Raw genomic sequence first — 12,678 nt, 5'->3', positions numbered from 1 at the left:
TCCAGACTACTTGTTCCTGTCCGGGAGCGGGCAAAGTCAGCCTATCGAAACGCTGATGCTGTGGTGTCCGGTTGCGCCGCTGGGGACGGGTGGGGCGAAGTCGGCAATCTGGACGTCACCGTTCCGGTCAGTAGCACGGACCGTCAGCTTATATTCGCCGGGTTCCAGCACGACGTCGGCCACCCACTGGCGCCAGGTGTCTTCCGAGATCGCTTCGGCGAGTTCCGCCGGTTGCCACGGGCCGTCGTCGACCTGCACTTCAACGGCGCGGACACCCACGTGCTGCGCCCACGCGACTCCGCCGAGGCGTAGCTTGCCGGGCGGCCGGTTTGCTCCGTCGCGGGGTGTATCGATCCGTGAGGACAACTTGATCGGTCCCCGCGCCGTCCAGCCGCGGGTCGTCCAGTAGGCCACCTCGTCGGCGAACCGGGTCACCTTCAGTTCGGTCACCCATTTGGTGGCGGAAACATAGCCATACAGCCCGGGCACCACCATGCGGACCGGGAAACCGTGCTCAAACGGAAGCGGCGCCCCGTTCATACCCACGGCCAGCACGGCATCCCGCTCGTCGGTGAGGACCTCCAGCGGGGTACCGGCGGTCCAGCCATCCGTACTGGTCGACAGAACCATGTCGGCGTCACCGGCCGGGCCGGCCTCAGCCAGCAGTTCGCGGATCGGCCAACCCAGCCAGCTCGCGTTGCCGATCAGGTCGCCGCCGACCGGGTTGGAAACGCAGGCCAGGGTGACATAGCGCTCGATCAGCGGTTTGGACATCAACTCCGCGAAATCGATTTCAACCTCTCTGTCGACCAGCCCGGTAACCTTCAGCTTCCACGTCTCCGGATCCACCCGGGGAACGGTGAACGCGGTGTCAATCCGGTAGAACTCGTCCGTCGGCGTGACCAGTTCCGGCATACCTTCCAACGGAATGGAGGCCTCGTCCGGAATCGGTTGAGCCCGCGACGACGGCGCGGGCAGCGTCACGGATGCGCGCAGCTTCGCGACATTGACCTGGACGCTGCGGAGCGTGGTGCTGATATAGCCTCCGATGACGGCGACGGCCGCTCCAGCCCCGGTGGCCACCAGGAAGCGCCGGCGCGCCATTGCGGACTCCGCAGGGTCTTCCGCGGCCTTCAGCGCCCGAAGGCGGTTGATCAGGGCGGGAAGGATGATGACGCCCAGCACCGCCCCGGCGATCGGGGCGATGACCGACGACGGAACTGCCTGCGGCCGTGAATAAACAGCCGCTAGACCAATCAGGCTGAACAGCACGATGATGGCTACGCCCGAGTACCGGCGCTTGTATTCGGCGATCCCTGCGATGGCGGCCAGCACAGCAATCACCAGCACCATGGTCACCAGCAGGGCAGCTTTGTCGGCCGTACCGAAGGTGTCGATGGCCCATTCCTTCAGCGGCTGCGGCATCAGGTCAATGGTGGCCGATCCCACCGCCGTGATGGGTGAAACGGCCGGACTGGTGAAGGCGGCCAGCAGTTCGCCGGCCACGGCGACAACAGCCACCACGACAATGCCGGCAAGGGCTGCCAACCAGCTCGTTCTGTTCATCCGCCGCTCCTCGGTATCGCCGCCCGTTATTGACGGCGCCTCTTTCGGCCTTGTTCTTCCAGCATAGGTTTATTCGTACCGGCCGGGGCAGGCGGATGGGTGAAACGTATGCGAATCGTAAGCTGCGGTTTCCGCTCCGGCCCGCGCGTCTTCAGTGCCGGGGCAGCAGGCGGTCGACACCATACTTGGCGAGCGTCAGGATGATGAGGTACAGCCCAATCAGCATCAGCGAAATGCCGAGTGCCATCTGCGGCTGGGCGGAGTTCAGGCTCAGTTCAATCTGCAGCGGCAGGGTCCGGGTCTGCCCCTCGATACTCCCGGCAAAGGTGATGGTCGCTCCGTACTCACCCAGTGACCGGGCAAAGGCCAGCAGCACACCCACCGTCACTCCCGGCATGGCCAACGGCAGCGTCACGTGGCGCAGGATCGTCGTCGGCCCCGCCCCCAAGGTCGCCGCCGCCATCTCAAGTTCCGGATCGACCTGCCGCAGACTGCTCAACGCCGCCACGACGAAAAATGGCAGCGACACAAAAACCTGAACGACGACGACGGCCGCCGGCGAGAAGCCCACGCCCAAACCGAAATCCTCCAGAAGGCGTCCAAAGAAACCTTGCCGGCCCCAGAAGTAGAGCAGGGCTATTCCGGACACGACCGGTGAGAGCACCAGCGGGATCAGCAACAGCCCCCGCAACGCCTCGATCCAGGGGCCGTCGAGCTTGCTTAGGATGATCGCCAGTGGAAGCCCCAACGCCGCGCACAGTACGGTCGAAGCGACCGCGGTACCCAGCGACAACCCCAGCGACGTCAGGGATTCGGGACTGAGCAGGATCCCGCCAAGACTGCCCCATGGCGCTTCCAGGATCAAAGCGAACAGCGGGCCTGCGCAGAGGAAGATTCCGACGGCGGCTGGAAACCAGAGCCAGCGCGGCAGCGTCGCCGACGAACGTTTATTCACCGAAGCCGGCCTCCCGGAGAATCCGGCCCGCTTGGGCCCCTGTCAGCCACTGTTGGAAATCAACGGCGTCCCGGTCGTCCGCCCCGTAGGTGGTCAAAGCCGCGGGATACTCGTTGGGCTCCACATTCTGCAGCGGGATGCTGGTTACTCCCTGTTCGCGGGCGGCGAGCGCATCAGTGGTGTACACCAATCCCGCATCGACCTGTCCGGTGGCCACCTTCGTCAGCACCGACCGGACGCTGTCCTCCGACGCCGGTTGTTCCAGCTGCAGCCCGGCGGCATCCAGCACCCGTTCCGCCGCGCGCCCGCAGGGAACTCCCGGAGCACAGCGTGCCACCGTGGTTCCGTCCCGGCCCAGATCTGACAGACTGTCGATATTGGCCGGGTTTCCGGGAGCAAGGGCAATCGTGATGTCGTTTGTGGCAATCACGTCCGTCTTGCCGGCCAGCAGACCGGTGCCGGCCAGGGCGTCCATCGCGGCACGGTCGGCGGTAACCAGCACTCCCGGCCGGGCCCCCGACTTCAGCTGCTGGACCAGCTGCGTGCTCGAACCGTAGTTGACGGCGAACTGCGTTCCGGAATGGGACCCGGCATAGGTTTTGGTCAGCTTTTCCATGACGTCGGTCAATGATGACGCCGCAAATACCGTCACTGTGCCCGGCGCCGGCGTGTCACAACCGGCCAAGGCAAGGCATAGCACGGCGAGGTACAGTCCGGCCCTGCGGAAACAGCTGTTTTTGCGCATCCTCCGAGCATAAACGCCAGACGCATTCCAAGCCCGCCGCTACTTGGCGTAGTCTCTGAACATGAGCGTTTCACTGGGAATGCCGCAGGTAAAAAAGGCCGGCGCCCCCGACGACGGGCAGCAGCAGACGTTGCCCTCACGCCCCGGCGATGCAGGACCGTCCCTGATCGACCGGTTCGGCAGGGTGGCCACCGATATGCGGCTGTCATTAATCGATAAGTGCAATCTGCGCTGTACGTATTGCATGCCCGCCGATGGCCTCGCCTGGTTGCCGAAGGAGCTGCTCATGTCGGCCGGTGAGATCACCCGGCTGGTGCGCATCGCCGTCGGGCATCTGGGCGTCCGTGAACTGCGGCTGACCGGTGGCGAACCGCTGGTCCGGGCCGATCTGGTTGACATCATCCGGGGTATCCGGGCGAACCATGCGGACCTGCCGATATCTCTTACCACCAATGCGCTCGGTCTGGACAAGAAGGCCGCCGCATTGAAGGAAGCCGGTCTGACGCGGATTAATGTGTCCCTTGACTCGCTCTGCCCCGAAACCTTCGCCCAACTGACCCGCCGGGATAATTTGAAGCGCGTGCTCGCCGGTGTCGATGGAGCCGCTGCCGCCGGGCTGGGGCCGATCAAGATTAATGCCGTGCTGATGCGTGGAATCAACGATGTCGAAGCGCCGGAGCTGGTCAGTTGGGCCACCCACAATGGCCACGAACTGCGTTTCATCGAGCAGATGCCGCTCGATGCCGACCACGGCTGGACCAGGAAGAATATGGTCACGGCCGCCGAAGTCAAGGAACGGCTCTCGGGCCGGTTCGACCTGCGCCCTGATCCCCGGGACCGTGACGGCGCTCCTGCCGAACGGTGGGAAGTCCGCAACCCGGACGATGGTGCCCTGCTCGGCGTCATCGGCATCATCGCCTCCGTTACGGAACCATTCTGTGCGGACTGCAAGCGGACCCGCATTACGGCCGAAGGGAAGGTCCGCAGCTGCCTGTTTTCCCACGAGGAAACGGACTTGATGGAGCTACTGCGCTCCGACGCCTCCGACGTGGACATCGCGGACCGCTGGCGGGCGGCGATGTGGGCTAAACCGGCCGCCCACGGCATGGACCATGTCGGTCTGGACGCGCCGGACTTCGTTCAACCCGAGCGCTCGATGAGCGCCATCGGCGGTTAGGCCGGCGGACCATGATTGTGAGATATTTCGGTGCTGCCCGGGCGGCGACAGGCATCGATGAGGAAAAGCTTGATATCCGGCAGGGAACGTCGCTCAATGATGTTCTGGTGAAACTCGTGCAGCGGCATCCCTCGGTGGAGGAGGGTCGGCCTTCGCTCAGCTCTGTGATTATCCGCAGCAGTTTCCTGCGGAATGAAGTGGCGCTGAAGGACCATACCGCGCCACTGGCAACGGACGACGTCGTCGACGTACTGCCGCCTTTTGCAGGCGGTTAGCACCTATTGCGTGCGGACCTTTGCGTGAGAACTTCGGAAGACTTTCGCTAAAGCCGGGCGGCCTCATGCAGGTAGGCCGGCAGGAGTCCCTGCCAGCGCGCATTCCAGCGTTCCCCCACGCCGGAATTGCCCTCGAGATATACCGCAAGGGCTTCAAGGTACGCTTGCCAGCCTGCTCCGTAGGCTGCGGCGGTGTCCTCCTGCATCCGGTGATGCTCGAGTGTCAGGACCGTTCCCTGCTGACCGGCGGAAAGAGTTGCGGCCACCATCGAATCTGAGTGGTCCTGCATTTCCCAGCTGAGCACCAACCGCTCACCTGCTGCGCATTCCTCGATGGTGCCGTTGATCTGCTGCTCTGGATTGTCGGCGTCGAACACCACATGGCAGCGGCCGCCCTCGGTCAGCTCTCCCTTGACAACAGCAAACCATCCGGCGAGCCGTTCGGGTTCCGTGATGGCCCGCCACAGCACGTCCCGCTCCACGGGGTAGGGATGTTCAAGCCGTACATCGACGGTGTCGCCGTGCCTGCTGAGTTGGCCGGAAATTCCGGAAACGTCGCTCATTTTCGGTGCTCCTTCCGCTCCGCAACGCGGAACCGTCGGGGGTTAGCTGCGGAATTCGCTGTCGTCCGGAAACGGTCCGACGACGGTGGTCGTCCGCGGTGCCGCAGCCAGCTCGGCTGCCAGTTCCCGGATCTCCTCGGGGGTGACGTCATTGATGCGCTCGAGGGTTTCATCGATGTCGACGAATTCGCCGGTAACAAGTTCAGCCCGGCCCAGCCGCGACATCCTTGATCCGGAATCCTCCAGCGCCAGCACTATCCCTCCGGACAGCTGCCCGACCGCTTTTTTCAGTTCGGTCCCGGTAATGAGGTCGGTGGCAAGTTTGTCCAGCTCGTCTCCGAGCAGGTCAATCACCTGCTTCGCCTTGGCCGGCATGCAGCCGGCGTACATGGCAAAGTAACCGGCGTCGGCATAGCCGACGGAGAACGAGTATGTGGAATAGGCCAGTCCACGCTTTTCCCTGATCTCCTGGAAAAGCCGCGAGGACATTCCTCCGCCCAGCACAGTATTGAGCACACTCATGACGAATTTGCGTTCGTCCGTGGCCACCAGCGACGGGCAGCCGACAATAATGTTGGCCTGTTCGACGGCGCGCTCGATTACCTGGACTCCCCCGGTGCCAGGCTGTGCCGCCTGCTCGGCGGTACGGCGGGCAACCGGGGCGGCGTCGTCGGGCAATTCCCATCCGGCCCGGTGGAGGGCTTCCATTACCTGGGCGCAAACTTCATCATGGTTGAGGCCACCGGCGGCCGTGACGACCAGTTCATCCGGGCGGTAGTAGCGCTTGTAATGGCGCAGCACCGACTCCCGGGAAATTTCCTTGATGGCCTCCGGGGTGCCGCCGATGGGGCGGCCGAGCGGATGGTCGCCAAAGACTGCTTCGACGAAGGATTCATGGGCCACGTCGGCGGGATCATCCCGGTCCATGGCAATCTCTTCGAGAATGACGTCCCGTTCCTGCTCCAGTTCAGCTGGATCCAGCACGGCCGAAGTAACCATGTCAGCGATTGTTTCGATGGCCATAGGCAGGTCGGTGTCGAGCACTCTGGCGTAATAGCAGGTGCTTTCCTTCGCAGTCGCGGCGTTGGACTCGCCTCCGACCTCGTCAAATGCCGAGGCGATGTCCATTGCGCTGCGGTGGGTGGTTCCCTTGAACAACAGGTGTTCTAAAAAGTGTGTGGACCCGTGTTCGCCCCCCAGCTCGTCGCGGGATCCCACGCCAAGCCAAAATCCAATGGTCGCCGACCGCTGTCCCGGCATGGACTCGGTCAGCACCCGCACTCCGCCTGGGAGGACCGAGCGGCGGACGACGTCTCCACCTTCGGTGCCGATGACGACGTCGAGCGGACCCGGCGCCGCCGTGGAGGCAGCGCCGGGCTCGAAGTTTTCCGGATTCACCGGCGGGTCCTCCCGCAGGCCTTGTTCTTTCCGCAAGCGGGCATTGCCTTTTGCGGAACGGTGATCATGGCCTGGGGAAGATGCCAGCGGCAACGGAACTACGGGCATACTACTCTGCAGCGCCCTCTGCAGGGTCCTCAGAGTGTGCCCGCTCCTGCTCCTCGGATGAAGCCGAAGAGTCAGAGGACTCGTCAGCGACCACCGGGGACAGCGACAGCTTTCCGCGGTCGTCAACCTTGGTGATTTCCACCTGGATTTTCTGTCCCACGGAGACGATGTCGTCGACATTGTCCACGCGCTTGCCGCCGGCCAGCTTCCGCAGTTCGGAGATGTGCAGAAGCCCATCCTTGCCCGGTGTCAGGGAAACGAACGCGCCGAACGTGGTCGTCTTGACGACCGTGCCCAGGTATCGCTCTCCGACCTCGGGAACGGTCGGGTTCGCAATGGCGTTGATCGCCGAGCGTGCTGCTTCAGCGGACGGACCATCAGTTGCGCCGATGTAGACGGTGCCGTCATCTTCGATCGAGATGTCGGCGCCCGTGTCGTCCTGGATCTGGTTGATCATCTTGCCCTTGGGGCCAATGACCTCACCGATCTTGTCGACAGGTACCTTCACGCTGATCACCCGGGGGGCGAACTCGGACAGTTCATCCGGGTTGTCGATTGCAGCGTTGATGACTCCGAGGATGTGCAGGCGGGCCTCACGGGCCTGCTTCAGCGCGGCGCCCAGCACGGAGGCGGGGAGACCATCCAGCTTGGTGTCAAGCTGGATCGCGGTCACAAACTCGGACGTACCGGCAACCTTGAAGTCCATGTCGCCAAAGGCATCTTCGGCGCCAAGAATGTCCGTCAGTGCGGCGTAGCGCGTCTGCCCATCGACCTGGTCCGAGACCAGGCCCATGGCAATACCGGCAACTGGTGCCCGCAGCGGGACGCCGGCGTTGAGCAGCGACAGCGTAGAGGCACACACGGAACCCATCGACGTCGAGCCGTTGGAGCTCAAAGCCTCGGAAACCTGCCGGATAGCATACGGGAATTCCTCCCGGGTGGGCAGCACCGGCATCAGTGCCCGCTCGGCGAGAGCTCCGTGGCCGATTTCGCGGCGCTTGGGTGAACCAACACGACCGGTTTCACCGGTGGAGTACGGCGGGAAGTTGTAGTTGTGCATGTACCGCTTGTGCTTCTCCGGCGACAGAGAGTCGATCTGCTGTTCCATCTTGAGCATATTCAGCGTCGTGACACCCATGATCTGGGTTTCGCCGCGTTCGAAGATGGCAGAGCCATGAACGCGGGGCAGAACCTCGACCTCGGCAGTCAGCTGGCGGATGTCCGTCAGGCCGCGGCCGTCGATACGGATCTGCTCGGTGAGGATCCGCTGCCGGACCACCTTCTTGGTCACCGCGCGGAAGGCGCCCGAAAGCTCCTTTTCACGGCCCTCGAACTGTCCGGCGAGGCCCTCCAGGACTTCCGCCTTGAGCTCATCGGATGCGTTGTCGCGCTCCTGCTTGTCGGCGATGGAGAATACCTTGGCCAGCTTGTCCGCAGCTGCGGATTCGACGGCGGAGTAGGTGTCGTCCTCGTAGTCCAGGAACCGGGGGAACTCGGCGACAGGCTTGGCCGCCTGCGCGGCCAGGTTGGACTGCGCGTCCACCAGGGTCTTGATGAAAGGCTTTGCAGCTTCCAGACCCTCCGCTACTATCTCCTCGGTAGGAGCGGTCGCACCCTCGTCCTTGATCAGGTTCCAGGAATTGTTCGTTGCCTCGGCCTCGACCATCATGATGGCGACGTCTTCAGTGCCGTCATCGTTCTTGACGACGCGGCCGGCGACGACCATGTTGAAGACGGCCTTCTCCAGCTCGGAGTGCTTCGGGAACGCAATCCATTGGTCCTCGACCAATGCGACGCGCACGCCGCCGATCGGGCCGGAGAACGGCAGACCGGAGATCTGCGTTGACATTGACGCAGCGTTGATAGCGACGACGTCGTACAGTTCATCAGGGTTGATGGACAGCACTGTGATGACGACCTGGACCTCGTTGCGGAGACCGCTCACGAAGGACGGGCGCAGCGGGCGGTCGATAAGGCGGCAAGCCAGGATTGCGTCCGTTGAGGGGCGGCCTTCGCGGCGGAAGAACGAACCCGGGATACGGCCGGCGGCGTACATACGCTCTTCGACGTCGACAGTCAGCGGGAAGAAGTCGAAGCCTTCGCGGGGCTGCTTGCCGGCCGAGGTGGCGGAGAGAAGTGATGTGTCGTCGTCGACGTACACCATGGCAGCTCCAGCTGCCTGCTTGGCAACACGGCCGGTTTCGAAGCGGATGGTGCGTGTGCCGTACTTGCCGTTGTCAATGACGGCTTCTGAGAATTTGATTTCGGGACCCTCCAAGAGAGTCACCTCCATTTCCTTGTTCTGGAGGCAGAAGGCACCGTTTTTGGTTTCCTTGTCCGATTGCACCCGGTCTTCGATCGAGACCCACGGGCCGTCGCCGCACCAACGTTGATGCGACAGGGACTTCCCGGAGGTCACTACCGAGGACCGCGAATGCACGATGCCTGCTGGCTCCTGGTTGGTGTTTATGTAGTTGTATTTGTGCGAAAGGCGGCCCTTCGACTGTTTCCGCCCCGGAGGCGTGGAAACAGATCGAAGTGCCGCCCTGCATGCTGACTACCGGCGGATGCCGAGGCGCTCAATGAGCTTACGGTAGCGGTCGATGTCAGACTTCTTCAAGTAGGTCAGAAGGCGCTTGCGTCGCCCGACCAAAGCCATCAGCCCGCGGCGGGTGTGGTGGTCGTGCTTGTGCTCTTTGAGGTGCTCGGTCAGACCTGAGATGCGCTTGGTGAGCATCGCGATCTGGACCTCCGGCGAACCGGTGTCTCCCTCGCTGGTGCCGAAATCCTTCATGATTTCCTGTTTTACAGCGGCGTCTAATGCCACAAATAACTCCTTGAGTTGTGCCGTGCCAAATGCATAACAAAATCCAGCCGCCACGGACTGCCGCCGGATCACTGCCCAGTTTACGGCCTGCGACGCCGATATGTCGAAAAACCAGCTGAGAGGATCCTCACCATACCCAACCTCGGTTAAGGGTTCCTCCAAGGTCAGGCGGGCATTCTCGTCATGAACACTATTGCCCACCTTAGGCGTGCATCATGTTGACTCCAAAAGAATCCGGCGGCACCCATTCCAGCCGTGCCAATAACGAACGGCACTGGGCCGCTTCCACCGTGAGACCCTTCGTTGCCGGCGCCACCGGGTTTGCCCTCGGCGCCGGCCTCCTTTCTGCCACCATGACCGGATTTGCGGCCTCCCCTCCCGGGACCGAGGCTGCTTCCAACGACGGGAAGGCAGACCGGTCCGCCGTCGTCTCCGGCAATGCCGGTCCGGCTGTGCAGGTGGCTGAATCCCCTGAGGGAGCAACCCTCCACGGCAGCGAGGGCGACGACGTTCTAACTGGCACCGGCGGTTCCGACAGCATTCTCGCCGCCGGCGGCAGCGACCGGGTCACGGCCCTGGGAGGTGATGACGTCCTGACCGGCGACAACGGAGACGACGCCATCGATGCCGGCCCAGGCTTCGACATCATTTTTGGTGGCGAAGGGAATGACTTCACCAATGGTGGTGCCGATGGCAACGAACATATTCTCGGAAGCGGCAACGACCTGGCTGTCAGTGGTGAAGGCGCGAACACCGTATTCGGCGGCGACGGAGATGACTGGGTCGAAGGCGGCAGCACCGGCGATCTGATCTTGAGTGACGCCGGCAGCCCCTATGACAAACCGGTCAATGGATTGGGAGACGACGTCCTCATCAGCAATGGTGGCCAGGACGATTTCCACTCCGGAAGTGGAGACGACGTCATGTTCGCCGGCGATGGTGCCCAGCGGAACGACGGCGCAGATGGTTTCGACTGGTCAACCCATACCCGGGAAGCCGAAGCCGCGGATGTGGACCTTCGCATGCTGTTTGATGAGGAGACCCTTCCGGACGCCGAGGACAGGTACCTCTCCGTGGAGGCCCTATCCGGCGGTGGCGACGACGATGTGCTTCGCGGCGACGACCGGGTTCCTGCCAATGACGCAGCGGGATCCGGCAATACTTTGGACGCCGCGGGCATTGCACGTATCGCCGGCCTGACGGATCTCATGCCGCAGGGTACCGCCACTTGGGGTGCAGGAAACTTCATCTTCGGCGGCGAAGGCAGTGACATTCTGGAAGGACGCGGCGCCGACGACATTATCGACGGCGATGCAGCCTTGCATGTGCGGCTCAGCGTCCGCACAAACCCATCAGACCCGGCAACCGAGACCACGTCAGCTGCGTCTCTGGATGAACTCCAGGAAGGCATCCTCGCCGGTACCATCGATCCCGCCAGCATTGTGGCGGTACTGGAAATGCGAGTGGACCGTGAATCGTCTGAAGACGACACCGCAGTGTTCTCCGGTCCCCAGGCAGAGTACGACGTCTCAACCGCGGATGGCGTGACGACGGTGGTCCATGCAAGTGGATCAAGGGCCGACGGCACGGACACCTTGACTGGCATCGAAATGCTTCAGTTCAGTGACAGCATCCTGGACCTGGAGACGGGAGAGTCTGAAGCACCTGATCCGACTGAAGAACCTACGACCGAACCAACAGAAGACCCAACCGAGGAACCCACCACCGAACCAACAGAAGACCCAACCGAGGAACCCACTGAACCGGCTGAAGAACCGACCACCGTCCCGACTGACGAACCAAGCGAAGAACCCGGTGACGACACAGCACCCGTGGTAACAGCGTCGAAGACTGCGGGAGCTTACCGCTATGGCTCGACAGTGGAACTCAACGCCGATGAGGCTGCGGATATCTACTATTCGATTGATGGATCCACTCCAACAGTCGATAGCAAGCCTTACACAGCCCCTATAGCCATCGAGGGTCGGATCGAGTTGAAGTATATCGGCATCGACGAAGCCGGTAATGAATCAGCAGTTCGCTCCCATACCTACACACTCGACTTCAAGGACGTTTCTTCTGACACTATGTGGAAAATACAGATTGAGTGGGCTGTTGAGCTCGGTATCACCACCGGTTGGAAGGATGGCACATTCCGTCCATACGCGGCCACGAATAGGGATGCGATGGCTGCGTTCCTATATCGACTGGCCGGTAGCCCCGACTTCGAAGCACCGGCGGTGTCGCCGTTTGTCGACTATGACTCCGACAACCTCTTCTATAAAGAGGTCACCTGGCTGTATGCACAGGGGATCACAAAGGGTTGGACCGACGGACCATTGGACAAGACGGTCGAGTACCGACCGTCTACTCCGATCCAGCGGGATGCAATGGCCGCCTTCATCTACCGTTTCGCCACCCTCAAGGGCGACGCCTTCGAAGGTCCGGCTCCAGGATACAAGGGGCCAGCAGAGTCGCCATTCGTGGATTACAGCCCGAATAACCAGTTCTATGACGAGGTTTCCTGGTTGGCAGAGCAGGGGATCAGCACCGGCTGGACAGGTGGTACGGACGACACCACGGCGGAGTACCGCCCGTTCATACCGATCAATCGGGATGCCATGACGGTATTCATGTGGAGATTGGCAGGCGAGGCTTAGATCCCTCCCAGTCAAAAACTAAAAAGCATAGGCAAGAGTGGTCTCAGGCGAATTTTTCAAATGAGACCACTCTTGCGACGTCTGGGCCTTATACGTCTGTCTGTCGTTTTCGTCAATGGTTTGAGCTGATCTTGAGGGAATCTTGTGCGGACTCTTGACATTGGCGCGGATCCGGTGGTGGGTATACCCCATATAGGGCGGTGGGGTACCCCCACAAGTAGGGCTGTGAATCACATCACAATGTGGGAAGTATTGGGGGTGTAGTTCGAAACGGGGAGGGGGAGCCATCATGAATGCGAGCGAAGCTCAAACCACTGAAGGCTTGATACATGTAAAGGTGCTCGGGGGGCTGCAGGTACGCCGCGGCGACACGGTGCTGGGGGCCCGGGACCTGGGCGGGTGCA

10 protein-coding genes are annotated in these 12,678 nt (G+C 62.3%); 3 read left to right on the top strand and 7 right to left on the bottom strand.

What is annotated here, in order from left to right; all coding sequences use genetic code 11:
- Positions 1 to 36 precede the first annotated feature (36 nt).
- From Y707_RS0118905 to modA, 3 genes are all read right to left on the bottom strand, one after another.
- Positions 37 to 1,566 (bottom strand): molybdopterin-dependent oxidoreductase, encoded by a 1,530-nt coding sequence (locus Y707_RS0118905; RefSeq protein WP_051442201.1) that lies wholly within the window; start codon positions 1,564 to 1,566, stop codon positions 37 to 39.
- 151 nt (positions 1,567 to 1,717) lie between these two features.
- A complete protein-coding gene (locus Y707_RS0118900) occupies positions 1,718 to 2,521 on the bottom strand; it encodes an ABC transporter permease (protein ID WP_026536235.1) in 804 nt (267 codons plus the stop codon).
- The gene (gene modA / locus Y707_RS0118895) at positions 2,514 to 3,266 is read right to left on the bottom strand and encodes a molybdate ABC transporter substrate-binding protein (RefSeq protein ID WP_026536234.1); all 753 of its coding nucleotides are present in this window, start codon (positions 3,264 to 3,266) and stop codon (positions 2,514 to 2,516) included. Before modA ends, Y707_RS0118900 begins: the two co-directional genes overlap by 8 nt.
- 61 nt (positions 3,267 to 3,327) lie before the next feature.
- On the opposite strand from modA, the gene moaA reads away from it, so the two are divergent.
- Both moaA and Y707_RS0118885 read left to right on the top strand, forming a co-directional pair.
- Complete coding sequence (gene moaA / locus Y707_RS0118890) at positions 3,328 to 4,443, top strand: GTP 3',8-cyclase MoaA (RefSeq protein ID WP_026536233.1); 1,116 nt, start codon at positions 3,328 to 3,330, stop codon at positions 4,441 to 4,443.
- A gap of 11 nt (positions 4,444 to 4,454) precedes the next feature.
- Positions 4,455 to 4,718, top strand: coding sequence for a MoaD/ThiS family protein (locus tag Y707_RS0118885; RefSeq protein ID WP_026536232.1), 264 nt, complete (start codon positions 4,455 to 4,457; stop codon positions 4,716 to 4,718).
- 47 nt (positions 4,719 to 4,765) lie between these two features.
- Here Y707_RS0118885 and Y707_RS0118880 read toward each other — a convergent pair whose 3' ends face one another.
- The 4 genes from Y707_RS0118880 to rpsO form a co-directional block, all read right to left on the bottom strand.
- Entirely contained in the window at positions 4,766 to 5,281 is a 516-nt protein-coding gene (locus Y707_RS0118880; RefSeq protein ID WP_026536231.1) for an SRPBCC domain-containing protein, read from the bottom strand.
- Positions 5,282 to 5,323: 42 nt separating this feature from the next.
- Complete coding sequence (locus Y707_RS0118875; RefSeq protein WP_442853313.1) at positions 5,324 to 6,715, bottom strand: M16 family metallopeptidase; 1,392 nt, start codon at positions 6,713 to 6,715, stop codon at positions 5,324 to 5,326.
- Positions 6,716 to 6,788: 73 nt separating this feature from the next.
- Positions 6,789 to 9,065 carry a polyribonucleotide nucleotidyltransferase gene (locus Y707_RS0118870; protein ID WP_026536229.1) on the bottom strand — a complete coding sequence of 759 codons (2,277 nt, stop codon included), beginning with the start codon at positions 9,063 to 9,065 and terminating at the stop codon, positions 6,789 to 6,791.
- 279 nt (positions 9,066 to 9,344) lie between these two features.
- Positions 9,345 to 9,614 (bottom strand): 30S ribosomal protein S15, encoded by a 270-nt coding sequence (gene rpsO / locus Y707_RS0118865; RefSeq protein WP_026536228.1) that lies wholly within the window; start codon positions 9,612 to 9,614, stop codon positions 9,345 to 9,347.
- A 215-nt stretch (positions 9,615 to 9,829) separates the two neighbouring features.
- On the opposite strand from rpsO, the gene Y707_RS27540 reads away from it, so the two are divergent.
- Positions 9,830 to 12,274 carry a chitobiase/beta-hexosaminidase C-terminal domain-containing protein gene (locus Y707_RS27540; protein WP_051442200.1) on the top strand — a complete coding sequence of 815 codons (2,445 nt, stop codon included), beginning with the start codon at positions 9,830 to 9,832 and terminating at the stop codon, positions 12,272 to 12,274.
- The last annotated feature ends 404 nt before the right edge of the window (positions 12,275 to 12,678 follow it).

Origin of the sequence: Arthrobacter sp. H14, from assembly GCF_000520495.1 — a bacterium.
Lineage (GTDB): Bacteria > Actinomycetota > Actinomycetes > Actinomycetales > Micrococcaceae > Arthrobacter_C.
Note: the sequence above shows the minus strand (reverse complement) of the source record. Positions and strands in the feature narration are given on the sequence as shown.

What these genes read in the sequence shown, in the direction of transcription:
- Y707_RS0118905 (WP_051442201.1), bottom strand. Translation starts at nt 1,566, where the DNA reads ATGAACAGAACGAGCTGGTTGGCAGCCCTTGCCGGCATTGTCGTGGTG.
- modA (WP_026536234.1), bottom strand. Translation starts at nt 3,266, where the DNA reads ATGCGCAAAAACAGCTGTTTCCGCAGGGCCGGACTGTACCTCGCCGTG.
- moaA (WP_026536233.1), top strand. Translation starts at nt 3,328, where the DNA reads ATGAGCGTTTCACTGGGAATGCCGCAGGTAAAAAAGGCCGGCGCCCCC.
- Y707_RS0118885 (WP_026536232.1), top strand. Translation starts at nt 4,455, where the DNA reads ATGATTGTGAGATATTTCGGTGCTGCCCGGGCGGCGACAGGCATCGAT.
- Y707_RS0118880 (WP_026536231.1), bottom strand. Translation starts at nt 5,281, where the DNA reads ATGAGCGACGTTTCCGGAATTTCCGGCCAACTCAGCAGGCACGGCGAC.
- Y707_RS27540 (WP_051442200.1), top strand. Translation starts at nt 9,830, where the DNA reads ATGTTGACTCCAAAAGAATCCGGCGGCACCCATTCCAGCCGTGCCAAT.